The 24,077-nt window shown below is 61.5% G+C and carries 21 protein-coding genes; 5 read left to right on the forward strand and 16 right to left on the reverse strand.

All coding sequences use genetic code 11. The features are described 5' to 3' along the window. Positions 1-7 precede the first annotated feature (7 nt). Positions 8-910 carry a LysR family transcriptional regulator gene (locus tag Q8X48_RS03885; RefSeq protein ID WP_173900784.1) on the reverse strand — a complete coding sequence of 301 codons (903 nt, stop codon included), beginning with the start codon at positions 908-910 and terminating at the stop codon, positions 8-10. Positions 911-1,013: 103 nt separating this feature from the next. Between Q8X48_RS03885 and Q8X48_RS03890 the strand changes: the two genes are divergently transcribed. The 4 genes from Q8X48_RS03890 to Q8X48_RS03905 all read left to right on the forward strand — a co-directional run bounded on the left by Q8X48_RS03890 (position 1,014) and on the right by Q8X48_RS03905 (position 4,533). Further along, positions 1,014-1,346 carry a DMT family transporter gene (locus tag Q8X48_RS03890; RefSeq protein WP_126048879.1) on the forward strand — a complete coding sequence of 111 codons (333 nt, stop codon included), beginning with the start codon at positions 1,014-1,016 and terminating at the stop codon, positions 1,344-1,346. Positions 1,347-1,547: 201 nt separating this feature from the next. Further along, a complete protein-coding gene (locus tag Q8X48_RS03895) occupies positions 1,548-2,723 on the forward strand; it encodes an NAD(P)/FAD-dependent oxidoreductase (protein ID WP_126053047.1) in 1,176 nt (391 codons plus the stop codon). Beyond that, on the forward strand, positions 2,720-3,532 hold the full coding sequence (locus Q8X48_RS03900) for an aldo/keto reductase (RefSeq protein WP_104451584.1): 813 nt from the start codon (positions 2,720-2,722) through the stop codon (positions 3,530-3,532). Before Q8X48_RS03895 ends, Q8X48_RS03900 begins: the two co-directional genes overlap by 4 nt. Before the next feature lie 32 nt (positions 3,533-3,564). Beyond that, entirely contained in the window at positions 3,565-4,533 is a 969-nt protein-coding gene (locus Q8X48_RS03905) for a hypothetical protein (RefSeq protein WP_007977441.1), read from the forward strand. 142 nt (positions 4,534-4,675) lie between these two features. Here Q8X48_RS03905 and hldE read toward each other — a convergent pair whose 3' ends face one another. Together hldE and msbA are read right to left on the reverse strand one after the other, a co-directional pair. After that, positions 4,676-6,100 (reverse strand): bifunctional D-glycero-beta-D-manno-heptose-7-phosphate kinase/D-glycero-beta-D-manno-heptose 1-phosphate adenylyltransferase HldE, encoded by a 1,425-nt coding sequence (gene hldE, locus Q8X48_RS03910; protein ID WP_126048877.1) that lies wholly within the window; start codon positions 6,098-6,100, stop codon positions 4,676-4,678. A 176-nt stretch (positions 6,101-6,276) separates the two neighbouring features. Then, positions 6,277-8,079, reverse strand: coding sequence for a lipid A export permease/ATP-binding protein MsbA (msbA, locus tag Q8X48_RS03915; RefSeq protein ID WP_217837012.1), 1,803 nt, complete (start codon positions 8,077-8,079; stop codon positions 6,277-6,279). A gap of 154 nt (positions 8,080-8,233) precedes the next feature. Here msbA and Q8X48_RS03920 point away from each other — a divergent pair, with 154 nt between their 5' ends. After that, complete coding sequence (locus Q8X48_RS03920) at positions 8,234-10,096, forward strand: O-antigen ligase family protein (RefSeq protein WP_407799735.1); 1,863 nt, start codon at positions 8,234-8,236, stop codon at positions 10,094-10,096. Positions 10,097-10,180: 84 nt separating this feature from the next. Here Q8X48_RS03920 and Q8X48_RS03925 read toward each other — a convergent pair whose 3' ends face one another. The 13 genes from Q8X48_RS03925 to waaC form a co-directional block, all read right to left on the reverse strand. Continuing rightward, on the reverse strand, positions 10,181-11,065 hold the full coding sequence (locus Q8X48_RS03925; RefSeq protein ID WP_015093197.1) for a glycosyltransferase: 885 nt from the start codon (positions 11,063-11,065) through the stop codon (positions 10,181-10,183). Next, positions 11,062-12,216 carry a glycosyltransferase family 4 protein gene (locus tag Q8X48_RS03930; protein ID WP_407799738.1) on the reverse strand — a complete coding sequence of 385 codons (1,155 nt, stop codon included), beginning with the start codon at positions 12,214-12,216 and terminating at the stop codon, positions 11,062-11,064. The genes Q8X48_RS03925 and Q8X48_RS03930 overlap by 4 nt, the downstream gene beginning before the upstream one ends. Further along, positions 12,213-13,655, reverse strand: a complete 1,443-nt coding sequence (locus tag Q8X48_RS03935; RefSeq protein WP_407799740.1) for a PIG-L deacetylase family protein — start codon at positions 13,653-13,655, stop codon at positions 12,213-12,215. The genes Q8X48_RS03930 and Q8X48_RS03935 overlap by 4 nt, the downstream gene beginning before the upstream one ends. Before the next feature lie 8 nt (positions 13,656-13,663). After that, the gene (locus Q8X48_RS03940; RefSeq protein ID WP_126053048.1) at positions 13,664-14,560 is read right to left on the reverse strand and encodes an antimicrobial resistance protein Mig-14; all 897 of its coding nucleotides are present in this window, start codon (positions 14,558-14,560) and stop codon (positions 13,664-13,666) included. Further along, positions 14,560-15,690 carry a glycosyltransferase gene (locus Q8X48_RS03945; protein WP_102673178.1) on the reverse strand — a complete coding sequence of 377 codons (1,131 nt, stop codon included), beginning with the start codon at positions 15,688-15,690 and terminating at the stop codon, positions 14,560-14,562. Before Q8X48_RS03945 ends, Q8X48_RS03940 begins: the two co-directional genes overlap by 1 nt. Then, entirely contained in the window at positions 15,674-17,431 is a 1,758-nt protein-coding gene (locus Q8X48_RS03950; protein WP_407799743.1) for a carbamoyltransferase family protein, read from the reverse strand. Before Q8X48_RS03950 ends, Q8X48_RS03945 begins: the two co-directional genes overlap by 17 nt. A 166-nt stretch (positions 17,432-17,597) precedes the next feature. Beyond that, on the reverse strand, positions 17,598-17,933 hold the full coding sequence (locus tag Q8X48_RS03955; RefSeq protein WP_095964667.1) for a YceK/YidQ family lipoprotein: 336 nt from the start codon (positions 17,931-17,933) through the stop codon (positions 17,598-17,600). A gap of 219 nt (positions 17,934-18,152) precedes the next feature. Continuing rightward, positions 18,153-19,604, reverse strand: a complete 1,452-nt coding sequence (locus Q8X48_RS03960) for a lipopolysaccharide kinase InaA family protein (protein ID WP_407799745.1) — start codon at positions 19,602-19,604, stop codon at positions 18,153-18,155. After that, positions 19,604-20,356, reverse strand: coding sequence for a lipopolysaccharide kinase InaA family protein (locus Q8X48_RS03965; RefSeq protein ID WP_015093189.1), 753 nt, complete (start codon positions 20,354-20,356; stop codon positions 19,604-19,606). Before Q8X48_RS03965 ends, Q8X48_RS03960 begins: the two co-directional genes overlap by 1 nt. Beyond that, complete coding sequence (locus Q8X48_RS03970) at positions 20,353-21,087, reverse strand: lipopolysaccharide kinase InaA family protein (protein WP_015093188.1); 735 nt, start codon at positions 21,085-21,087, stop codon at positions 20,353-20,355. Before Q8X48_RS03970 ends, Q8X48_RS03965 begins: the two co-directional genes overlap by 4 nt. Then, a complete protein-coding gene (rfaP, locus tag Q8X48_RS03975) occupies positions 21,087-21,893 on the reverse strand; it encodes a lipopolysaccharide core heptose(I) kinase RfaP (protein WP_126048867.1) in 807 nt (268 codons plus the stop codon). The genes Q8X48_RS03970 and rfaP overlap by 1 nt, the downstream gene beginning before the upstream one ends. Further along, positions 21,894-23,015 carry a glycosyltransferase family 4 protein gene (locus Q8X48_RS03980; protein WP_407799746.1) on the reverse strand — a complete coding sequence of 374 codons (1,122 nt, stop codon included), beginning with the start codon at positions 23,013-23,015 and terminating at the stop codon, positions 21,894-21,896. Continuing rightward, a complete protein-coding gene (gene waaC, locus Q8X48_RS03985) occupies positions 23,015-24,076 on the reverse strand; it encodes a lipopolysaccharide heptosyltransferase I (RefSeq protein ID WP_007971808.1) in 1,062 nt (353 codons plus the stop codon). Before waaC ends, Q8X48_RS03980 begins: the two co-directional genes overlap by 1 nt. Between the last annotated feature and the right edge of the window lies 1 nt (position 24,077).

Consider the following 24,077-nt stretch of genomic DNA (forward strand, 5'->3'; position numbering starts at 1 on the left):
GCGGAGTTTATCGGCTTTTTTCGCCAATCGTCTGCAAGTGCACGGCAAAACGTTCGGCGAGCCAGCGCGCGGCCGGACCGAGGGGCTCGTCCCGGCGCCATACCAACTCCACCACTAGCGCTGGCGGGGTCCATTCGCTGACCAGTTCGACCATCTGGTTCTGATAGGTCGGGTATTGCACCACGTGGCGCGGCAACCACGCCCAGCCAAGGCCGCGCACCAGCCATTCGGCCATCACATAGAAACTGTCGGCGCGCCAGACTTGCGGACTGGCGGGATCACTGCCGGGATAAATGCTCGACTCCGTGGACATCAGCAACTGCCGATGCTGCGCCAATTGCTGGCCGTCCACCGTGCCTTTGCCCGCCAACGGATGATCCTTGCCGCACACCGTGACCATTTCCACGCTGCCCAGCACGCGACGCTCAAGCGCCTCGGGAATCTGATCGTGAAAGAACAGCAGCCCCAGATCGGCGCGCCGCTCCACCAGCTTGCGCGCGACATCGCCCTGGGCGGCGCTGGTCAGCTGCACTTCAAGGCTGGGGAATTTTTCCGCCAGGGCCTCGAAGCTTTCGATGATCGGCTGATAAGGCATCGCTTCATCCTGCGCCACGCGCAGTCGTGCCTCCTGGCCGCGCATCATCGCCAATGCCCGGCCATTGAGTCGTTCACACTGACGCAACACTTCCCGTGCTTCGTCCAGCAAAGCGGTACCGGCTTCAGTGAGCTTCGGCTGACGGCCGCTGCTGCGGTCGAACAGGCTGATGCCCAGGTCATCCTCCAGCAACGCTATCGCACTGCTGACCGCCGACTGCGCCTTGCGCTGATCCCGCGCCACGGCAGAAAACGAACGCTGCTCCGCTACGCTGACAAACAACCGCAGTTGCTCCAGATTCCACTGCATGCTCATGGCTCAACCCATCTCTTGAACAGATAGGTAATGACTTTACCGCATCTGGCAAATCACTAGAATGCCGACCTCAGAGAGCAACACTTCACACGAGGATTGACCCATGACCGCTTACTACTACCTGGCCATTGCCATCTGCGCCGAAGTGATTGCCACTGTTTCGATGAAAGCCGTCAAAGGCCTCAGCACCCCGCTGCCACTGGTGCTGGTCATCGTCGGCTACGGCATTGCCTTCTGGATGCTGACCCTGGTGGTGCGCAGCGTTCCCGTGGGTGTGGCGTATGCCGTGTGGGCCGGCATGGGGATCGTGATGGTCAGCGTCGCGGCGCTGTTTATCTACGGGCAGAAGCTGGACGTGCCGGCGATGCTGGGGATGGCGTTGATTGTGCTGGGGGTTGTGGTCATCCAGCTCTTCTCCAAGACTGCAGGGCATTAGAACTCGAAACGCGCCCCCCTGTGGGAGCGAGCTTGCTCGCGATGACGGCATGGAATTCAACATCAATGTTGACTGACCCACCGCTATCGCGAGCAAGCTCGCTCCCACAGGGTTACTCGTTGGCTCGAGAGTACTGGCGTCAGCCCCTCCAATCTTCGAGTCTGTATACTGCGCCCTCGTCTTGAACACAGAGGTCGCTGCATGCCATCCGTTATTTCCACCGACGTTCTGATTGTCGGCGCTGGTGTCGCCGGCCTCTGGCTGAACGCGCGCCTGCGCCGCCAGGGTTTTTCGACCGTGCTGGTGGAAAGCGCCAGCCTCGGCGGTGGGCAGACCGTGAAGTCCCAGGGCATTATCCACGGTGGTGCCAAGTACGCATTGCACGGTGCCCTGACCGGCGCTTCGGAAGCCATCGCCGATATGCCGCGCCGCTGGCGTGCAGCCCTGGCCGGTGAGGGCGAGCTGGACCTGTCTGGTGTGCGCCTGCTCTCCGAAGCCCATTACCTGTGGTCCCCTGGCACCCTCGCCGGCAACCTGACCAGTTTCTTCGCCAGCAAGGCCGTGCGCGGTCGCGTCGATCAGGTCAAGGGCGACCAGTTGCCGCCTGCGCTGCAAGACAAGCGCTTCAAGGGCAAGGTCTATCGCCTGGCGGAACTGGTGATCGATGTGCCGAGCCTGATCCAGCGCCTGGCGGACCTCGCCGGTGACGGCTTGCTCGCCGGGCAGAAAATCGAACCGCTGCTGGAAGGTGGCAAGCTGGTCGGCCTGATCGTCGATGAGCGCGAGATCCGCGCCCAGCGCATCGTCTTGAGCGCCGGCGCGGGCACGGCGCAACTGCTCGAAGCATTGGGCCTCAGCGAGCCGGCGATGCAGCGTCGACCGCTGCACATGATCATCGCCAAGGGGCCGAGCCTCAAACCGCTGTACGCCCACTGTCTGGGCGGCGGCACCAAACCGCGCATTACCGTCACCACCCACCCGGCCGCCGACGGTCAATGGGTCTGGTACATGGGTGGCGACATCGCCGAAAGCGAAGGCGTGCTCCGTGAGCCTGCGGAACAAATCGCCACCGCACAGAAAGAACTCGGCCAGTTGCTGCCGTGGATCGACCTGAGCACAGTGCAATGGGCCACCCTGCGCGTGGATCGCGCCGAACCTCTGCAATCGGGCCTGACCCGCCCCGACAATGCGTTTCTCGCAGAAGAAGGCCGGCTGCTGGTGGGCTGGCCAACCAAACTCGCCCTGGCGCCGGACTTCGCTGACCGAGTCATCGCCAGCCTGACCCGCGACGGCATCCAGCCAGGCCACCCGGCAGCGCTGCCTGTACTGCCGAAGCCACCGATGGGCGTACCGGCCTGGGAGCAACTGTTGCCATGAGCCAACCGACCCTGCATGACTTGCATCGCCCGCTGGGCAGCAGCGGCCTGCTGGTTTCACCCCTGGGCCTGGGCACGGTGAAACTGGGCCGCGACCAAGGCGTGAAATACCCCAACGGCTTCCGGATTCCCGATGACGATGAAGCGCGCATGCTGCTCAAGCTTGCCCGCGACCTGGGCATCAACCTGATCGACACGGCCCCGGCCTATGGCCGCAGCGAAGAACGCCTCGGCCCGCTGCTGCGCGGTCAGCGTCAGGATTGGGTGATTGTCAGCAAGGTGGGTGAAGAATTTGCCGACGGCCAGTCCCGTCATGACTTCAGCGCGGCACACACGCGCATGTCGGTAGAGCGCAGCCTGCAACGCCTGGAAACAGACTTCATCGACCTGGTGCTGGTGCACTCCGATGGCAACGACCTGGCGATCCTCAATGACTGCGAAGTCTACGAAACCCTTGCCGAACTCAAGGCCGAAGGCAAGATTGGCGGCTTCGGTTTTTCCGGAAAAACCGTCGAAGGCGGATTGAAAGCGCTGGAGCAAGGCGACTGCGCGATGGTCACCTACAATCTGAACGAACAAAACGAGAAGGCCGTCATTGACTATGCTGCTGCACACGGCAAAGCCATTCTGGTCAAGAAAGCCCTCGCCAGCGGTCACGTATGCCTGAGTCCGGGCGTGGATCCGGTGCGCGCCAGTTTCGAGTTGCTGTTTGAACATCCGGGTGTTGCCAGTGCTATTGTCGGGACCATCAATCCGCTGCACCTCGCCCACAATGTCGCGACCGTTGCCCAGGTCCTACGTAGCCACTGACGCCGCTCACGCGGCCTTAAGCAGGAGCCGACATGTCGCGCACGCTCATCAGAAAGAACCCGAGCAACTTCAAGACCCTGCCGTTATTCGTCGAAGCGACTCCTGAAGGCCTGAGTTACCAGAGCGTCGGCAGGCCACTGAATTTCTCCCAGACCCTGCAACGTCGTCGGCCAGTCACGGTCGGCGACAGCGAACGATTTGCCCTGGAACTGGCCAATCTCGGGGTCTCGGTGCGCCTGACCCTGCATTGGCAGAATCGCGACTACTGGGTGCTGGTGCGTCAGCGTCGGCAGGACCGTGGCGACGTGGTGCTCAAGCTGATCTCCGGTTACGTGCCGGCCCACGAACTGAACCTCCCCCTGCACACGGCGATCCAGGAGATTGCCGAAGAATGCCTGCTGGAAACCCCGGAGGGCTGGCTCGGTGGCCGGTTCAATGACACCTGGCTGCCGGCACCCTACTCGGCCGCCCTGCATTACCGCGAAGCCCTGCCGTTTCGCTTGTCGCCACTGTCCGGCTCGGCGCGGCCGGTGCGTTGCGCCAACCTGACGTTGATGGAGCGTCCGCGGGCTTACGTGCATTTGCCGACGGCCTCGCTGCAACTGATTTACGACCTGCGCCTGGACGTTCCCAAGGAAGCCAAATCCCTGAGCCTGTTCCATGTCGATGAAAGGCTCGAAGGCGATCAACTCGTCGCCCGTCTCGACCGCAAGCGCCCCGACCTGTACTTGATGCCCTTGCAGGACGGCCACCCGATGGCTGAGCTCTACACCCTGAAAAAGGATCAGTTGCACCCGGCCAGCACCCGCGGCCTGTACCTGGCCGAAAGCTTTGCCCGACAGGAAGGCTGGCTGGTGCGCGATGAACGAATCCGCTGGAAGGACTGGGTGAGGCAGCAGGGGTTGACCCCGCCGGGGAAGGATTCGGGTTTGGCGCGGTTGCGCGGGAAGGCCAAGCTGCTGCTGAAGAAAATCGTGCCGCGCAAGAAGGTCAGCTCTTAAAAGCAAAAGATCGCAGCCCCTGTAGGAGCGAGCTTGCTCGCGATGGACGTGAACGATACCGCGTGTTGACTGATTGAATGCGGTGCCGCTGAGTTCATCGCGAGCAAGCTCGCTCCTACAGAGACTGCGATCTTTTATGGCCTCACTCGGACTTGCGGATCTTCTCGACAATCGCCGTGGTCGAGCTGTTTTCCACCAGCCCCAGCACTTTCACGGTACCACCGTAGGCCGTCACGATGTCCGCGCCGACCACCTGGTCGATCCCGTAGTCGCCTCCCTTGACCAGCACGTCCGGCTTGATCGCGCTCAGCAGGTTTTCCGGGGTGCCTTCCGGGAAACTGATGACCCAGTCCACCGCGCCCAGGCCGGCCAGCACCGCCATGCGCCGGTCGACACTGTTGATCGGACGGCCCGGCCCTTTCAGACGGCTGACCGATGCGTCGTCGTTGATCGCGACGATCAGGCGATCGCCCTGGGCCCGCGCCTGTTCCAGATAGGTCACGTGGCCGGCATGCAGGATGTCGAAGCAACCGTTGGTGAACACGATCCGCTCGTTATGCGCGCGGGCATCATCGACCGCCAGCAACAGCTGCTCAAGACCCAACACACCGCGCTCGGAACCCTCTGCGCGCTGGATTGCACGACGCAGTTCCGGTGCACTGATGGCCGCCGTACCGAGCTTGCCGACGACGATACCGGCCGCCAGGTTGGCCAGTGCCACCGCGTGAGGCAGTTCTTCACCGGCGGCGATCGCCGCTGCCAGGGTGGAAATCACTGTATCGCCGGCACCGGTCACGTCGAACACTTCGCGGGCACGGGCCGGCAAGTGCAGCGCCGGATGATCCGGACGCAGCAAGGTCATGCCGTGCTCGCCACGGGTCACCAGCAAGGCACCGAGGTCCAGGTCGTGCATCAGTTGCGCGCCCTTGTTGACCAGATCGTGTTCATCGGTGCAACCACCGACGATGGTTTCGAATTCGTTGAGGTTCGGCGTGATCAGGCTTGCGCCACGGTAGATCGAAAAATCCTTGCCCTTTGGATCGGCCAGCACCGGAATGCCGCGGGCCCGGGCGGCCTGGATCAGCGCCTGATGATTTTTCAATGCGCCCTTGCCGTAGTCGGACAGCACCAGCACCTTGATGCCTTCGAGCAACTCGTCGACCTGCGCGGCCAGCGCCAGCGCGTCGGTGGCGAAGGGTTCTTCGAAATCGATACGCAGCAGTTGCTGGTGACGACTCATGACCCGCAGCTTGACGATGGTCGGCTGGTGCGCAATGCGCTGGAAGATGGCGCGCACGCCAGCGCCCTTGAGGCTGTTGACCAGGCTATTGGCGGCTTCATCGTCGCCGGTTACACCGACCAGCGAGGCCGGAGCCCCCAGGGCGGCAATGTTCAAGGCAACGTTGGCAGCGCCACCCGGACGGTCCTCGATGTGATCGACCTTGACCACCGGCACCGGCGCCTCAGGGGAAATCCGTGAGGTACCACCATGCCAGTAACGGTCGAGCATGACATCGCCGACCACCAAGACAGGGGCTTGATCGAATCGCGGCATGGACAACTTCATGGTGCAACCCACATACAGAATGAACAGGGGCGCGATATTAACACAGGGTTGGCATCGGCTTGTGCGGTGGCTGCAACGGGATGATTTGCCGGGTGTTTTTGCTCATTTTTTGAGCAAAAGAACCGCCAGGCGACGGTACCGGCACGAAAGGGCGAGCCAGGCTCGCCCTTTCGGGGTCAGGCGATGTCTTCGGCCGGGGCGTCGAGGCCCATCGCGTTGAGGCGCGAGTAGTAGCCGTTTTGCGCCAGCAGTTGCTCATGGGTGCCGCGCTCGACGATTTTCCCCTGATCCATGACCAGGATCAGGTCGGCCTTCTCGATGGTCGACAAGCGGTGAGCGATCACCAGCGTGGTGCGACCTTTCATGACCTGATCCAGGGCCGCCTGGATATGCCGCTCGGACTCGGTGTCGAGTGCCGAAGTCGCCTCGTCGAGAATCAGCAGCGGGGCATTCTTCAACAGCGCCCGGGCAATCGCCAAGCGCTGACGCTGGCCACCGGAGAGCAACACGCCGTTTTCCCCGACCTGGGTGTCCAGGCCCTCGGGCAATTGAGCAATGAAGTCCATCGCGTAGGCATCTTTCGCCGCTTTTTCGATGTCTTCACGGGGCGCCCCGGCCAGGTCGCCATAGGCGATGTTGTTGGCCACGGTGTCGCTGAACAGGGTCACGTGCTGAGTCACCTGGGCGATATGCCGCCGCAGGTTCAACAGCTTGTACTGTTCCACTTCGACGCCGTCGATGAGAATTTCGCCCTTGTCGTGGTGATAGAAACGCGGAATCAGGTTGGCCAGGGTCGACTTGCCGCTGCCCGAACGCCCCACCAGCGCCACCATTTGCCCGGGCTCGACCGAGAAACTGATGTCATTGAGCACCTGGCGCTCGGTGTCAGGGTAGGTAAAGCTGAGATTGCGCACTTCCAGGCGGCCGCTGACGACATCACGCTCGACGGTACCGGTATCGACTTCAGGCTCGACATCCAGTTGCTCGAAGATACTTTCGGCACCGGCCACACCTTTCTGGATGGTCGAGCTGACTTCGGACAGCTGGCGAATCGGCTTGGGCAGCAGGCCGGCCAGGGTGATGTAGGCCACCATGTCGCCGGCGGACGCATCACCACGCAGGAACAGCACCAGGAACATCAGCACGGCCATGGCGGTGTAGATCACCAGTTGCAGCAGCGGCGTATAGATGGCGCCGGTGCGGGTCATGCGCAATTGCTTGTCGGTATTGCCCTGGCTGGCGTCGAAGAAGCGTTTCTCTTCGTACTTTTCACCGCCGAAGCTGCGCACCACGCGATAGCCCTGGATCGTTTCGGACGCCACGTGCGTCACGTCTCCCATGGCCAGCTGGATTTTCTTGCTCTGCTTGCGGAATTTCTTGCTGGCCGTGCGCACCATGAGGGCAATCAGCGGCAGGATAGCGACCATCACCAGTGTCAGGCGCCAATTCATGAACAACAGCGAGGCAAACAGGAAGACCACCGTCATGCCTTCACGAATTACGACCTTGATCGCATCTGTTGCCGCCCCCGTGACCATGGTCACGTTGAAGGTGATACGTGAAATCAGGTGCCCCGAGTTATGCTTGTCGAAATACCGGTTCGGCAACACCAGCAGGTTGTTGAACAACTGGACCCGCAAGTCATGGACCAGGCCCAGGGAAACCTTGGCCAGGAAGTAGTTGCCCAGGTACGACCCCAGCCCCTGCCATGCGGCGATCAGGATGATCAGCAACGGCACCGCCTGCAGCAGTTGCAGGTCGCGCAGGTAGGGTACGGTTGGAAACAGCGCCGCTTCAGGATTGGATAGACCGTCGACGAAGTACTTGAGGATGTAGCCCAGCATTGGCTGCGTCGAAGCGAAAATCAGAAAACCGACGATGCTGATCAGGAACAGGCTGATATACGGCCGGACATAGCCGAGCAGACGGAAGTAGATTTTCAAGCTCGATGGGCTTGCGCAGAGACTGGAGTCGGTCATATCACGCGAATGTCGATGAAAAGGACGCTGACTTTAGCACAGCTTCCCCAGGGTTCTGGCAATCGCATACAGTCTGTGTATTGTGGCGCGTCAAATAGCCACCCGCTACCCCTGCCTTGGTACGGTCGCTCAATTCAGGAATAAGTTACTCAGCATGCAATTAAACGCTTTGAACAGCACGCCCAACAGAATCTTCGATTTAATTTGTTTGTGGATCCTTCCACTCGGTTACTTATTGCTGCTTTGTGCACTGTTTTTCCTGCCGGGGCGCAGTGAGCATCACAAGCTCTACTATGGCCTGTTCAGCATTCCGGCGCTGATTGCACTGTGCTTGCGGCCGCGGCTCGCCAAGGAGCTGCTGCACGAACCGATCGTCGTTGCTGTCCTGCTGTTTGTGGCGTGGGCATTGCTCAGCCTGAACTGGGGGCCGGAAAATGACGTCCCGGCCGGTCAGATCAAACCATCACTGCATACCCTGATGCTGTTCGTTGGCTGCTACCTGCTGGTGCGCTATCGCAGCGAAATCATTCAGCCCCTGCTGTTCTGCGCCGCGACGCTGGCGCTGATCATCTCTGCCTACAATCTGTACAGGTTCGGCCTGATCTACCAACCGGAAATGCGCCTGATCGGTGTCGGCGCGTTCGACAATCCACTGCTCAGCTCCCACGTCTTCGGCTTTTTCTGTACCTACTGGCTAAGCCTGAGCATGACCTGCAAGCGCCCCCGGATACTTTGGTTGAGCTTGCCAGCGATGGCGATCATGTTCGCCGCCGTGCTGGCCACCGGTTCCAGGACGCCACTGGTTGCACTGGTGATCGCGGCGCTGTGGCTGTGTTTCATCTGCTGGAATCGACGCTCGGCCCTCTTGCTTGCCTCCATGCTCATCGCCGGAACGGCGACTTTCGCGCTATTTACCGACAAAATCATCGCAAGAGGCAGCTCCTTCCGCATCGAGCTCTGGCAATTGACCCTGGGCAAGGTCGCTGAACATCCGTGGATCGGACATGGCTACAACGCCAAGTTGAGCCTGGACCCGGGCGTCGGCTACACCCTGCAAGAACCCCATAGCTTTGCCTTGGGCGTGCTCTACTACGTCGGCATTATCGGCCTGCTGCCATGGCTGTTCTTTCTCGCATGGGGCCTCATCAGTAGCCAGCGCCATCGCGTGCAACCGCTGTTCATCATAGCCTCCGCCTGGCTGGCCTTCGGTATCGGCGCGGGCCTGACTGAAGGTGGCGGAATTATCTCGCGCCCCAAGGAGCACTGGTTCCTACTGTGGATCCCTCTGGCCCTGGTTGCCGCATTGAGCATCAATCAGCGGGCCAGACGCCTGCTGGACACGCCGATCAAGACCGCGACGCCAAGCGCCCTGCAGCAGCTGACAGCCGATGCCCGGGTCATCGAAGAAGACGGTTTGGGCCCCAAAGTCCTGCGCCTGACCGACGGCAGCTTTCTCAAGCTGTTCCGCCGTCGCCGCTGGTATACCTCGGGCAGTTTCACACCCTATTCCGATCGTTTTGCCGTCAACAGTGTGCAACTGCGCGGCCTGGGCATCCCGACCCCGCAAATCCTCGATCTCTACCGGTTCGAAGACGGCAGCACCGGGGTGCACTACTCGCCGTTGCCGGGCAACACGCTACGCCAGATCCTGCAAGGCATCACCGCCCCGGCAGTGCGCCAGGCACTGGTGGAGCGCTTCGGCAAGTTCATGGCTCAACTGCATCAGAAAGGGATCTACTTCCGTTCCCTGCACCTGGGCAATGTGCTGGTGCTGGAGGACGGCGAGTTCGGCCTGATCGACCTGGCCGACCTGCGAATCTACCCGTCATCACTGAGCCCTTCCCTGCGTCGACGCAATCTGCGCCATATGCAGCGCTACGCGGAAGATCGGCGCTGGCTGTTCGAGGACCACTTCGAAGCGCTGCTGCAGGGATACGCCGCGGTCGCCTCTAAAGCCGACGTGGATAACTTGCACAGGCAAGTGTTGGCCGGGAGCCCTTCGGCCCAGGCTCACTGATGACGTAAACCAGCCCGCTGATCGCGATGACGGCCTACCGGCCGGCTATCGCGATCGCACTGGGCAAAGCCTCAAGCCCCGGGCTCAGTCTTTCTCCAGCCGTGAGAAATACATCCGGCCCAACCCGCGCCAGGTTTTCTTGTTCCAGGCCTTGAAGGGAATCTGCGCCAGCAACTCACGCGCCAGCTTGCGATCACGGTTGGCGGTCTTGAGGAACATGGAATTGAGAAACTTGTAGCGCACCTCGTCATACAGCGGGTGATCGCTGAAGAGCGCGTAGGTGCGCAGGATGCTGTCGATCATGAAGCGGTGGTTCTTGTAGGAGTTGGTGGCGTGCTTGCGATAGCGTGCCATCAACACGTTCAAACCATCGATGAAGTAACCGGCATGGGTCACCTTCAACTCGATCAGCAAATCTTCCAGGCGAATGGTCGGGTCGAAACCGCCCACCTTCTCCAGCGCTTCGCGCCGGATCATCAGGGTGGGTGCCGGAGGATAGGGCTTGCGCTCCAGGAACATGTCATCGAAGTCCAGGCGACGGAACGGCACATCCCGGCGCTGGCGCTTCTCCGGGTAGAGGTTGCCGTCGGCATCGATCAACTCGATGTTGCCAGCGCAAATGCCGACCTCGGGCTTGCCGTCCATATGCGCGACCTGGATGGCGATTCGCTCCGGCAACATGATGTCATCCGAACCGAACGGCACGATCAGGCTGCCCTTTGCCCGGGCAATCGCACCATTGAGGGTGTTGGTCAGCCCCTGGTTTTCCTGGACCCGGAAGTCGAAACCATGGGTGGCCTGTAACGCCTTGATCCGCTCGACGCTGTCATCCTTCGAACCATCGTCGATCACCAGCAACTCAATGTTCCGATAGGTCTGGTTGAGGACGCTGAGAATGCTCTGCTCGATGTAGGGGCCGTGGTTGTACGACGCGATGATGACCGTGACGATGGGTTGCGCGTCGTTCATGGCTGTTCCTTGCGGGCCTGTTCCAGGCCGGAGTCGATCAGATTGAGGTATTCGCGACGGAATTCCTCGATGTCATGGTGTTGTTGCAGATAACGGAAAGCCTGCTCGCCCTTGGCCTTGAGTTCGTCATCCGACAGCCCGAGGTAGGTGTCCAGCGCAGCTTGCAGCGTCGGCACATCCTTGGGCGTAATCGCCAGGCCACCGGCCCCATCGATGAGCGGCAACATGGCCGGCACGTTCGAGGCGATCACCGGCAAATGCCCACTCATGCCTTCAAGCAGCGCCAACCCGAGGCCCTCGGCCAGGGAAGGCATGGTCCAGATGTCGAACGCGCGAATGTACTGCAGGGCAATTTCCTTGAACCCCAGCAAATGGGCGCGACCGCTGAGGCCGAGGCGGTCGATTTCCGCGGCCAGGCGCGACTCTTCACGACCGGCACCGATGATCGCCAACTGGGTATTCGGGTACTTGTCCTTGAGCGCGGCAAAGGCCTGCAGCAAATAGATGTGGCCCTTGACCGGCACCAGCCGCCCCAGTGCACCGATCAGCCGTACCGACGGATCGATGCCGAGCATTTCACGGGACTTTTCACGACTGTGCTGCAGACCTTCGGCCTGCTCGATGTCGATGGCATTGGTGATGGCGTAGGTATTCTGGTCGGTGAAACCACAGTCACAGTCCAGCAGATACTGTTTCACCGCTGGCGACACACCGACGAAGCGCCAGTGACGATCGATCAGGCGCTGGGTCTGGCGGCGCCGGTAAAAACGGTCGTACTCGCCAAAACCGTGGGAAATGCCAATGCACAACGGCACTTTTAACCAGCGGTTGAGCGCCAGCATCATGTTCACCGGCTTGAAGCGGTTGCAGATCACCACATCGAATTTTTCCCGGCGGCAGAACTTGTACAACTGCCACATCGCCCGCAGGCGCATGCCCTTGAGGGACTTGTCGGAAAATTCGAAGTACACCGAACGATCAGCCCGGCTCACTGCTTCGCCCGGCTCGGGTTTGCCCCGCAGAAACGCGGCGGTCACTTCATATCGATCGGTGGGCAGGGCCTTGACGATTTGCTCCGCGAGGTCGGCGAAATCATGGGCTTTGACGTTGTAGTCAGGCTGCAGCTGCAGGACCTTTGACCGCTGACTCATAACTCTCCCCGCTGAGAAACATTACCTGGTGTGTGCTTGATGGACCACAAAAGCTCGTGACGCCGGACAGCCTTGCGAAAGAATTCGTTCTCGCCATAGGTGGACGGCACCCGGCCGGCCAACAACCGCTGGATCAAGCGACGCAAGCGGCGCTTGAACGGCATCGGCGGCTGCAGGTCGTGCATCATGCCCAACGCCATGGCCTTGTCCCGCTGTTGCTCCAGCGGCATCGGCAGGCAATAAGGCTGCATCGGCTGGACGGAATCGAATGCCGGCGGCAAGGCGATGCCGTCACCGCTATCGCCCATCGGCCAACGGTCGTTGTCGTGCAGGTGGTTGGCGTAGCCCAACAGCGTGGTCGGTTGCCAGTCCAGGCCTTGCAAGGCCTCGAGGACTGCCGCCTGGGCGCAGATATGATCGGGATGCGGATCCAGGGTCGGATGCGGCAGGACGATGACCTCGGGTCGGGCCCGCAGCAGCAACTCACGCAGATCGGCCAGCAGATTGTTCCAGGTCGGCGCGCCATCGGCATCGCCCGGCAGCGCGAACGGATTCAGCTGACGGAACAATCGGGTGTCGCTCAGGTCGGCTTCCCGCGATCCCGCCGGCACGCCAGGCGCGGCCTGCATGCTCGCCAGTTGCAGGCAGAAATAACCCAGCTGTACGCAGCGAGCCTCGGGCACACCGGCCCAACGCGGTACGGCAATGCTGTCCCAGGTGCGCAGGCGGCCTTTCAAGCGGGCCGCATCGACCTTGGTCAGACCCATCTGCCGGTAGTGTTCGGCTTCGATTTCACCGGCAGTCAGCGTGACGATCCAGGTTTCGTCGGCCTGGCTGTACAAACCGTAGGCTGCCAGCTCGGCGTCATCAGCGTGGGGCGCGATGACCATCACCCGCTGACGCCGGTAATCCGGATGTTCCAGTGCCCACAGCACAGGCTCACCGAACACCCGACAGAAACGCCCGCGCAAGCGCAGGTCACCACGGGACAGCGCCTGAGCCTGACCACTGAGATTGAGGTAACGCAGGCCGTTTACGCCCCGTTCGAAGGTTTGTCGGTCAGGGTTTTCGCCCCCCGCCAACTCGACCACCGGATCGAAAAAACGACCCAACCAGGTGCTTTTTACCCGCAGGGCCAGCACCAGCGTCGCGTCGTCGACCAGCATCACGCCCTCGTCCAGCCGCAAATGTTCACCGCTCAGGTGCACCTTGGGCTGGGGCGTGTACGGGGGAAAGCTGTACTGATAATCGTCTTTCGGCGAGTAGAACAGATGGTCGGCAAACCAGGCTTCGTGGGCAATCCAGCCGAGAACCGCCACTACCAGCGGCAACCACCAGGCCACCAGCACACCGATGACAATCAACAGCACCAGCGCAATCAACAGGCCGATGCGTTTAGTGCGCCGATGGCGCTTGAGCAGTTGCTGTTTGCGGCTCATGGCTTGGCTCATACGGTGAAGACCGGCACAGGGTTGCACCAGCGATCCTTGTATTCACGGTCGGCGCGACCGAAAGAAAAACGCAACGGTTTGTCCTGCGCCCGGGCATGCTCCCAAGCGCTTTGCGTATTGAGAAAACTCAGCACACTGCCGGGGCTGAACTCACGAGTCTCGGGATCGACCCCCCCGTTGATGTACTCGACGCTGATCCACTGCGGGGTTTCGACGCGGTACACCAATTGAATCGCAATCGGCGCATCGTTGAGAAAAATCACCGAACCGATCAGCAACTCGCGCAGCAACTCGATGACCTCGGCCATGCGTTCGGCACCCGTCGCCGGGAAGCCCCAACGGCGCTGGAACAGGTCGCAATAAATCGCCGCCAGCTCAGCGCTGGAGAATTCGGACACCGGCCGCACCACGCCCCCGGCCTCTTCCAGCAGACGCAATTCGCGGCGCTGGTTGTAGCGAAATTTCTTCGACAGCTCTTCGGGGGTACGAGCCATGGCCAGTTGCTCGGTCTGCAAGCGGATGCCGGTGAACCGCCCCTCGTTCAACGCCGACAGATAGCGCCCGCGATGGCGCAAAGGCGCTTGGGCATCGGCAGCGGCGGGCAGGATGATCTCGGCGTTACCCAGGTCGAACAGGCCCTTTTTACCGCGACGCTTGAGCACGTCCTTGGACAAGGCCAGGTCGCGCCCCCAGGTCGGGATCGCCGCCTTGACCTCATCACCCTGCATCCAGGCCAGGTAGCGCACCGGGATTTCGGCCAGTTGCGCCAGGCGCTCGACCACCATGGGATGAGTCGCGACGCTGCCGCCATAACGCTGCCAGGTTTCGGCGTAAGTCGAGGCGTCGACTACCGCCCAGCCACGCTCACGCCAGCCTTGAAATCGGTTGAGCATCAGCCCCTCTGTGCCAGTTCGGTAACGTGCGGCAAGTGCCAGAAAGCATCGCGCACTGCGCGGTCGGAAAAGCGTTCGCGCAAGCGCTCGAGCATCATCTCGGCACACTGTCGGCGTTGCTGATCATCCATGGCAGCCAGGTGTTGCAGGCCCTGGGCCAGATGTCCGGCATCGCCCAAGGGGAACAGGATGCCCACACCCTCGACCACTTCTTTCGCTCCGCCGCACGCTGTGGCGAGCAAGGGTACGCCGGCGGCCATGGCCTCCAGCAGCACCATGCCGAACGGTTCGTGATCGGAACTCAGGGCGAACACATCAAAGGCGCGGAAATAGTTGCGCGCATCCGGCACCTGGCCGAGGAACAGCACCCGGTCGCCGATACCCAGCTCGCGGGCCTGAGCCTTGAGGTCTTCCTCCAGGCGCCCCTTGCCGAGAATCACCAACTGGCTGTTGGCCGGCAACTGCGGCAATGCCTGGGCGAAACCATCGAGCAGCGTGGCCTGGTCCTTGTCCGGATGCAGGCGTCCGACGTTGCCGACAATCCAGGCATCCGCCGCCAGCCCGAGGGTTTCCCGGGCCTCGCGAGCCGACACCTGCGTGGCTTGCAAGGCATCGACGTCGATGCGGTTGTACAACGTCTGAATTCGCGAAGCCGGCCACTTCGGCAGGCAACTGCGCATGTCGTCGCGCACAGCGTCGGACACACCGAGCAGGCTCAAACGCTTGCGGAATATATGGGCGAACAGTTTGCGGCTGCCGCGCTTGTAGTCTTCAAACCCGTGGTGCACGCCAATGACCGGCAACGAGGTACCGAGCAAGGCAATATAGATAGGCTTGAAGCGATGAGCGATGCAGAAACTGAAGTTGCGCGACGCGGCGATCTTGCGCAGATCGCCGATGGCGCCCAGTTTCAGGCCACGAATGGCCTTGGAACTGTACTCCATGAACAGCACCTCGTCGGAGGCGCAGCCCGCGGCGACTTCGGCATCGGCAACCCCGGTGAGAAACACCGTGGTCACGCGATAACCGGTCCCGGCGAACAGGCTGGCGTACTGCCGTGCGCAGTCCAGGAACGGCCCGTCATAGCCGTGGCAGAACTGCAGCACATGACGCTCAGCCGAACGTGTCATAGGCGTTTGCGCCCTCTTTGACCACCAGGATGTCTTCCATGATCAGATACTGTAGATCCGAACCGAAGAACATGTTCAGCGCATCGGTCGGCGAGCAGATCATCGGTTCGCCGCGACGATTGAGCGAAGTGTTGAGCGACACGCCGTTGCCGGTGAGCACTTCCAGCGCTTTCATCATGTCGTAGTAGCGCGGGTTGTATTCGCGCTTGAGCACCTGGGCGCGGGAGGTGCCGTCTTCGTGGACGACTTCCGGCACGCGGGTCTTCCATTCTTCCGCCACTTCGAAGGTGAAGGTCATGAACGGAGCCGGGTGATCGATCTTGATCATCTGCGGCGCCACGGTGTCGAGCATCGACGGGCAGAAAGGCCTCCAGCGCTCACGGAACTTGATCTGGTGGTTGATGCGATCAGCCACGCCCGGCACGCTCGGGCAACCGATGATCGAACGACCGCCCAGTGCACGCGGACCGAACTCCATGCGGCCCTGGAACCAGGCCACCGGGTTGCCATCGACCATGATTTTGGCGATCTGCTCCGGCATGTTGTCGAGCTTGCGCCACGTCGGCTTGTCGGCATGACGGGCGCAGGCGGCGATCACGTCTTCGTTGCTGTACGACGGGCCGAGGTAGACGTGTTCCATCTTCTCGACCGGTACGCCACGGGCGTGGGACACATAGGCTGCCGCGCCCACTGCGGTACCGGCATCGCCGGACGCCGGCTGTACGAACAGCTCCTTGACGTCGTCGCGAGCGATGATTTTCTGGTTGAGCTTGACGTTCAACGCACAGCCACCGGCATAGGCCAGTTTGCCGGTTTCCTTGAGCACGTCGCCCAGGTAGTAGTCGATCATCTGCAGCGCAATTTTCTCGAACAGCGCTTGAATGCTGGCGGCGTAGTGGATGTAAGGCTCGTCGGCGATGTCGCCTTCGCGCTTGGGACCCAGCCACTCGATCAGCTTCGGCGAGAAGTAGTAACCCTTGCCCTTCTCTTTGTAGCGACGCAGACCGATGACGTTGGCGTAGTCGGTGTTGATCACCAGCTCGCCGTTTTCGAACGAAGCCAGGCGCGAGAAATCGTATTTGCTGGCGTCGCCGTACGGCGCCATGCCCATGACCTTGAACTCACCGTCGAGCATGTCGAAACCGAGGAACTCGGTGATCGCGCCGTACAGGCCGCCGAGGGAGTCCGGATCGAAGAATTCCTTGATCTTGTGGATCTTGCCGTTTTCGCCGTAACCGAAGAAGGTCGTGGCGTACTCGCCCTTGCCGTCGATGCCCAGGATCGCGGTTTTCTCTTTGAAACCGGAGCAGTGGTAGGCGCTGGAGGCGTGGGCCAGGTGGTGTTCGACCGGCTCGATCTTGATCTTCTTCGGATCAAAACCCAGTTGCTCCAGGCACCAGACGATCTTGTTGCGATAGCGCTTGTAGCGACGATTGCCCATCAGGATCGCGTCGAGGGCGCGGTCCGGGGCGTACCAGTAACGCTTGGCGTACTGCCAGCGGGCCTTGCCGAACAGGCTGATCGGTGCAAACGGAATCGCGACCACGTCAACGTCGGACGGCTTGATACCGGCCTGTTCCAGGCAAAATTTCGCCGATTCGTAGGGCATGCGGTTCTTTGCATGTTTATCGCGTACGAAGCGTTCCTCTTCAGCCGCCGCGACCAGCTTGCCGTCGATGTACAGGGCTGCGGAAGGATCATGGCTAAGGGCGCCGGACAGGCCAAGAATCGTCAATGCCACAGGGGTCTAGCCTCTTTAGTCTGCATGCAGGCGCAAGCGCCTCAAAAATTAATGTGCCCTCGCAAGGGGCGAGAGACAGCTAAAGGGCGGGATTATAGCGTAAAAGCAGCGGCTAGCCTCTAGCTACAAGCGGCAAGCAACCAGGGTGGTGCCCTTGCGATTACTTTTAACCGCGCGAAGGCCGCCAGTAGACAAGGATATTGCCGTCCACGCTCTGCCGGTAAATCGTGTAGGGCAAGGCGGCGGTGTCCAGTGCGCCGGACAGGGCCAGGTCGAGCAAAATGAGCGGTACAAGGACACCCGTGGGATCGGGCGGTGCGTTCAGTACGCAGAAGTCATAAGCGAGGCCGCTATAGACCCGGGGGATGGACTGGCAATAGGTCTTTTGCCTGCGCAGCCCGTGCGCGGCTTCGGCTTCATCCTGCAGGACCGTAGCGGCGGTCCCGCAGCCCATTAGCGACACGGACAAAACACCCGATGAAACTGCCATTTTGATCGACACAGCCTGCCCTCCGAGAACGTCAGGCAAACTAGCATCGGGGTAATTTCGGCCACAGTTCATGGCTTCCCAAGATCGCGTAGGACGGTTCACAAGAACCTGCCTGCTTTCTCGGTTGGCAGTTCCGGCCCCTTCGCGAGCAAGCTCGCTCCCACAGTGGTTCCGGTCGTTCAAAAATCCCTGTGGGAGCGGGCTTGCTCGCGAAAGGACCGAAGGTCCGATTCAGGCCACGCTGGAGATGTCTTTGGGCAAACGCTGATCGATGACCTGATAAAGGGCACTGCCTTCAGGCCAATTGCGCATGAACCGCGCCCGATCCCGCGCATATGCCGGTGCATAACTGGTCAGCGAGCCGTGCTGGCACATCGAGTCGAGGTCGATCAACGCCCAGCGATCCTGCTGCCAGAACAGGTTATGGCCCTTGAAGTCGCCATGACTGATACGCAAACGAATCAGCTCGGCAAACAGATGATCCAGCGCCGCCAGTTCGGCCTGCGGTGCGTCACCGCTTTCAACATAGGGCGCAAAACGCTCGATGATGTCCGGCCCCGGCAGATACTCGGTGATCAGGTACGCCCGGCTGCGCAGCCACAGGAAACGCTTTTCCAGCAACGCCAGCGGCTTGGGCGTGGCAACCCCGAGGAACGCCAGGCGATTGCCTTCGCGCCATGAATGCCAGGCCCGGCTCGGGCGCCAGAAACGCTTGAGCCAGTGGGCAAAACCCTTGATGTTGTAGCGTTTGATCACCAGCGTGCGGCCATCCACCTCGACCTTGCCAACACTCGCCGCACCGCCGGTCTTGTACAGATGCCCCTGGTCGAGCAAGGCATCGGCCTGCTCCAGCACCGGCACCATCGACGCCTCTTCCTCGCGGCGAATCGCCCGCAGTTCGAAGGCCCCGCGCTGGACGCTGAACAGCGTGCACTCGCGACCGACCTTGATCAGGAAGTCCTTGAGGCGCCAGTTGCGGACCTTGTCGATCTGCTTCTGCAGCGCCTCCATAGGCAAGGCGTGTTCGCCGTTGCTGAGCAGGTAATACACCAGCAACTCTTCAATGAAGGGCTCGATCGACTTCGGCAACTGGGCGAAGAACACCCCGAGGTTTTCCAGGACTTTCTGCCGCGACAGCGGCTGGCCAGGCGTCTCGCTGCAGATACCGGCACCATCGATCAGGTACAGGCGGCCGCCCTGGCGCAGTAAATTGTCCAGGTGCAGGTCTTCCTGCCACAGGCCCTTGCGATGCATCTGACCGATCGCACCCAACGCCTCGGCCAGCACCGCCCCTTGTCCATCGGACAGTACGGGCTGCTGCTCAACCTGCTTCCAGGTGTCGCCCAGGCTTTCGGCATGCTCAAGGAAATCAAACAGCAGCCAGCCACCCTCGCCGTCTTTCAGGCCGTCGGCCAACAACTGCGGCGTGGTCAGGCCCTGGGCGCAGAGCAGGCGCACGCCGTCCAGTTCACGCTGAAAATGCCGTGCAGCCTTGCTGCCGACCAGCAACTTGGCCAACACCGGCCGGCCACGCCAGACACCGGCACCGACATAACGCTGCCCCGGCAATACCCGCAACAGGCTCAACAGCTGCAAATCGGCGGGGCCGGCGGCATCGGCCAGCGAAACGCTCAGCGGCAAAGCCGGATGGCGGCCAGCGGATTTCAATTCGGACAAACGCATCAACGTGGCCCCTTTTGGCTGCGCCGTGCGGTCAAGCGCTGCAGCCAGCTGTCGATCAGCGAGCTGTCCTGCGGCTGATCCAGATAGGCCGCCAGCAATTGCCGCAGCTGCGATTCGCCCCACTCGGGCGCGCGGCGCGTCAGCGGTTCCAGGTCCTTGATTCGGTCACGCTGCCCGTACAGCAGCGGCCGGGTCTTTTCCAGGTCGATCAATTGAGCCTGGTAGCCGTGGCCGGTGGCACGCATGAAAATGTGCTTGGGATAGAAACACCCGTGCACCTGGCGTGCAGCGTGCAGTTGCCGGGCCAGTTCGCCACTGGCCTTGAGGATCTCCGAGTGCTGTTCAGGGCTCAATTGAGCCCAGCGCTGCAACAACGAGTCGAGGTCGTCCCAACCGTCCAGGGCGCGGGTCAGCAGGATTGCGCGGACTTCGCCATTGACCTTGCGCTGCCCGTAGAACACCGCTTCCAGCGCCGGAATGCCCATCTTCCGGTAACGGGAGATGTTGCGAAACTCACGGGCAAAACTCGGCTCGCCGAACGGCGCGCGCAAGGTGCGGGTCAGGTAGTTGCTTTGACGCTTGAGGTAGTAGCCATGACCTTCCAGATCCAGCCGAAACACGCTGCTCCAGCCGCCGCGACCGGTGTTGGGTTCGTCCACCGCATCGAGCTGCTTGGCCCAGAGCGCCTCGAACGTGCCGAGACCATGGCGCTCAAGCAGCGCACGGTCTTCAGCGGCCAGAAAATCAGTCATTCGCGTCCCTCGAAAAATCTCACCACATGCCGGATACGTTTCTTGTCCGCGGCGTTGAGCCGGGTCCGGTTGCGGTATTGCAGGTAAAAGCGCAGGCGCTGGGTAGCCGACAGTTGATATTTGGCGACCTTGTCCAGGCACGCCAGATCCTTGGTGATTCGGTACTTGAGCCAGAAACCGCGCCAGAAATCGCCGTTGGGGCAATCGATCAGAAACAGTCGGGCCTCGTCGTCGATCAGCAGGTTGCGCCACTTCAGATCATTATGGGTGAAGCGGTGGTCGTGCATGGTCCGGGTGTACTGGGCCAACTGACGGCTGACGGCATCGACCCAGGCCCGATCCGACAGTTTCGGATCACGTCGCTCGGCCAGTGCCGACAAGTCTTCGGTACGCGGCAGCTCCCGGGTAATCATCGCACCGCGAGCGTAGGCCGCACCGCGACGTTCCAGCCCCCAGGCCACCACCTCGGCCGTGGGGATGCCCCACTTGGCGAAACGCTTGAGGTTCTGCCACTCCATCTTCACCCGAGGCTTGCCCAGGTAACGCCGCAAGCCTTTGCCAGCGCCCACGTAGCGCTTGACGTAGTAGTTGACGCCATTGCGCTGAACGCGAATGACCTCGGAGAGCAGGTCCTTGGTCAACCGCTCGCCCTGAAGCGCAAACACAGCCTCAAGGCTGCCGAAGTCATCGGCCAGATCGCTGTAGGCCGGCTCCAGTTTCCAACCCGACATCAGAGCGCATCCCCGTATCGCTGTTTACGCTCGTAGAGCTTGTTGGCCTTGCCATCGAGCCAGCTCAGCAGCCCGGCTTCTTCGCTCAGGATCTGCCGCAGCGGCTGCTGGAAATAGCCTTTGAGAAAACGCAATTTGTCGCGGCGGGTCAGGCCGATGTCCAGGGCGGAAAAGTACAGGGCGGCCAGATCCTTGTTGCGCCAGCGCGAGGTGATCGCCGGACGGGTCTGGGCGCGGTGCAGGTCGATCACCGAAAGCTTGAAGTCATCAAAGGTCACCGGTTTGTCGGTGTGCAGCAGGAAATGGCAGATGTAGCAGTCGCGGTGGTTGACCCCGGCACGGTGCATCATGCCGGTCATGCGCGCGACCTCGGCGATCAGCGCGCGCTTGAGTTTTGGCTCCGGCGGCTGCTTGACCCAGTTGATGCTGAAGTCTTCGAGGCTGACGGTGGGCGCCAACTCTTCGGTAACGATGAACGAGTGCTGGTCGGCCGGGTTACTGCCCTTCTCGCCATACGCGACAGCGGTCATGGTCGGCACGCCGGCTTCCTGCAGGCGCTGAATGGCCTTCCACTCCTGGCCGGCACCCAGTACCGGGAGCTTGGCCGTGAGCAGGTTCTTGAAAATTTCGCCCCAGCCGATGCCACGGTGGATTTTCACGAAAAACCCGTTGCCGTCGACTTCCGTGCGCAATGTCCGGCGCGCTTCCAGCTCGCGGTACACCTCGCCCTTGAGCCCCTCGACTTCGGCGAACGGGTCGCGTCCGGCCCAAAGGCTCTTGAACGGTTCAGCCAGCATCAACTTCATTTAAGCGTGCTCCGCCAGAATCACATCGGCCGCGTGTTGCGGCATGCTGTAGAGGTCGGCCGTTTCGGCGAAGACCAGACCATTGCGGCTCCAGGCCGCCCTTGCTTGAGCGTCGTTCAACATGCCGGTCAGGTATTGCGTCAGCTGTGCCTGATCGAAGGGCTCGTCCAACACCAGGCCAGCATCGGCCTCGGCGATGTAATGGGCGTAACCGCACACCGCGCTCACCAACACCGGCAAGCCGGCCACCAGTGCTTCGAGCAGCACGGTGCCGGTGTTTTCGTTGTACGCCGGGTGGATCAACAGATCGGCACCCAACAGGAAACGCGGGATATCGCTGCGCCCCTTGAGGAACGTGACGTTGTCACCCAACCCCAATGTCGCACTCTGCATCTGGAATAACTTGGGGTCATCCTGGCCAATTACAAACAGCCGGGTACGCTTCCTCAACTCGGCAGGCAATGCCGCCAGTGCCTTGAGGCTGCGGTCCACACCCTTGGTCTTGAACCCGGAGCCGATCTGCACCAGCAGCAGTTCGTCGTCCTTGAGATCGAATTCCGCGCGGAACCCTGCGCGAATCTCATCGGCATCGGCCGGCCGGCGACGATCCTGGGCGATACCCGGTGGCAGCAGGTGGAATCGCTCCAGCGGTGTGTCGTAATGCTTGATGAACAGCGGCTGCTGGACCTCGGAAATCATCAGCACTTCGGTCTTCGCATCCCTGGCGAACACCGCGCGCTCGTATTCGGCGAAGTGGCGATAGCGGCCCCAACGGCGATACAGCGAGTTGCGCAGGTTCTGCGCCTTGTCTTCGAAGCAGCCGTCGGCGGCGTAGTAGACGTCCAGGCCCGGCATCTTGTTGAAACCGATCAGGCGGTCGACCGGGCGCTTGGCCAGGTCCGCTTCCATCCATTCGCTGAGTTTTTCGTTGCGTCGATGGTTGAAGAACGCCTTGACCGGCGCCACCAGCACTTCGAAACCCGGCGGCACGTCGCCCTCCCAGATCAGCGTGTAGACGCGAATCTGATGGCCGCGCTTCTGGCACTCCAGGGCAATGCGCATGAAATCGCGCTGCAAGCCGCCAAACGGAAAATATTTGTACAGGACAAATGCCAATTGCATCAGCGCAGCTCCTCAGCCATTAACAACGTGCTCAGTCGGCTGGCGACACGCTCGGGGTTCAGACGCGTGAAGCACAGGGGCCACTCGCGTTTCAGGTCAAATTGACGGGCATCTTCGGCCGTCGGTTGATAGGTGCATTTCTTTTGCAGGCAAGGTGCACAAGGGAAGTCGCTGGCCAGGTGAATCTGCACTTTGCCGTAGGCGCCGGTCAGGCCCGGATTGGTCGGACCGAACAGCGACAGCGTCGGCACATCCAGCGCGGCCGCCAGGTGGCCCAGGCCGGTATCCACCGCCACGCAGGCTTGCGCGCCCGCCAGCACCTTGCCGACACCGGCCAGGTTCAATTTGGGTAACACTTCGGCGTGCTTGAAGCCCGCAGCGATGCGCTCGGCCCGGGCTTTCTCCTGCGCATTGCCCCAAGGCAACTTGACCCCAACGCCAAGGTAGCCGACCCGCTCGGTCAGCTCGCGCCAGTAAGCTTCAGGCCAGTGCTTGGTGTCCCAGGTCGTGCCATGCAGAAACACCACGTACGGGTTCTTGCGCGGCAATTCCACCAGGCGCTCGACATTCAGACCGTAGTCGCCCATGCCTTTTGGCAAGTCATAGCCCAACGCGATGGCGAACAACTGACGCACTCGCTCCACCGCGTGCTGCCCGCGAGCAACGGCCAGACGCCGATTGTAAAAGCGCGCAGCGATGGGCTCGCGCGCCGAGCTTTTATCGAGGCCGGCCACCGGTGCCTTGACGTAACGGGTCAGCCAGGCGCTTTTCAGCAGGCCCTGGGCGTCGATCACCAAGTCGTACTTCGTGGCGCGCACGCTTTGCTTGAAGCGCTTCCACTCACCGCTCTTGATGGTCTGCCAGATGTTTTTGCGCCAGCGACGGATCGCCACCGGTATCACCTTGCCCACCGCCGGATGCCAGGTCGGGATTTCGGCAAAGCCTTCTTCCACCACCCAGTCGAACTTGATGCCGGGAATCGCCCGCGCCGCGTCGGTCAACGCCGGCAACGCATGAATGACGTCGCCCAGCGAAGATGTCTTGATCAACAGAACCCGCAAG

It is taken from the genome of Pseudomonas sp. QLc11A (assembly GCF_052112305.1).
GTDB lineage: Bacteria > Pseudomonadota > Gammaproteobacteria > Pseudomonadales > Pseudomonadaceae > Aquipseudomonas > Aquipseudomonas laurylsulfatiphila.

Coding starts and splice junctions, on each gene's coding strand:
- Q8X48_RS03885 (WP_173900784.1), bottom strand. CDS start 910: ATGAGCATGCAGTGGAATCTGGAGCAACTGCGGTTGTTTGTCAGCGTA.
- Q8X48_RS03890 (WP_126048879.1), top strand. CDS start 1,014: ATGACCGCTTACTACTACCTGGCCATTGCCATCTGCGCCGAAGTGATT.
- Q8X48_RS03895 (WP_126053047.1), top strand. CDS start 1,548: ATGCCATCCGTTATTTCCACCGACGTTCTGATTGTCGGCGCTGGTGTC.
- Q8X48_RS03900 (WP_104451584.1), top strand. CDS start 2,720: ATGAGCCAACCGACCCTGCATGACTTGCATCGCCCGCTGGGCAGCAGC.
- Q8X48_RS03905 (WP_007977441.1), top strand. CDS start 3,565: ATGTCGCGCACGCTCATCAGAAAGAACCCGAGCAACTTCAAGACCCTG.
- hldE (WP_126048877.1), bottom strand. CDS start 6,100: ATGAAGTTGTCCATGCCGCGATTCGATCAAGCCCCTGTCTTGGTGGTC.
- msbA (WP_217837012.1), bottom strand. CDS start 8,079: ATGACCGACTCCAGTCTCTGCGCAAGCCCATCGAGCTTGAAAATCTAC.
- Q8X48_RS03920 (WP_407799735.1), top strand. CDS start 8,234: ATGCAATTAAACGCTTTGAACAGCACGCCCAACAGAATCTTCGATTTA.
- Q8X48_RS03925 (WP_015093197.1), bottom strand. CDS start 11,065: ATGAACGACGCGCAACCCATCGTCACGGTCATCATCGCGTCGTACAAC.
- Q8X48_RS03930 (WP_407799738.1), bottom strand. CDS start 12,216: ATGAGTCAGCGGTCAAAGGTCCTGCAGCTGCAGCCTGACTACAACGTC.
- Q8X48_RS03935 (WP_407799740.1), bottom strand. CDS start 13,655: ATGAGCCGCAAACAGCAACTGCTCAAGCGCCATCGGCGCACTAAACGC.
- Q8X48_RS03940 (WP_126053048.1), bottom strand. CDS start 14,560: ATGCTCAACCGATTTCAAGGCTGGCGTGAGCGTGGCTGGGCGGTAGTC.
- Q8X48_RS03945 (WP_102673178.1), bottom strand. CDS start 15,690: ATGACACGTTCGGCTGAGCGTCATGTGCTGCAGTTCTGCCACGGCTAT.
- Q8X48_RS03960 (WP_407799745.1), bottom strand. CDS start 19,604: ATGCGTTTGTCCGAATTGAAATCCGCTGGCCGCCATCCGGCTTTGCCG.
- Q8X48_RS03965 (WP_015093189.1), bottom strand. CDS start 20,356: ATGACTGATTTTCTGGCCGCTGAAGACCGTGCGCTGCTTGAGCGCCAT.
- Q8X48_RS03970 (WP_015093188.1), bottom strand. CDS start 21,087: ATGTCGGGTTGGAAACTGGAGCCGGCCTACAGCGATCTGGCCGATGAC.
- rfaP (WP_126048867.1), bottom strand. CDS start 21,893: ATGAAGTTGATGCTGGCTGAACCGTTCAAGAGCCTTTGGGCCGGACGC.
- Q8X48_RS03980 (WP_407799746.1), bottom strand. CDS start 23,015: ATGCAATTGGCATTTGTCCTGTACAAATATTTTCCGTTTGGCGGCTTG.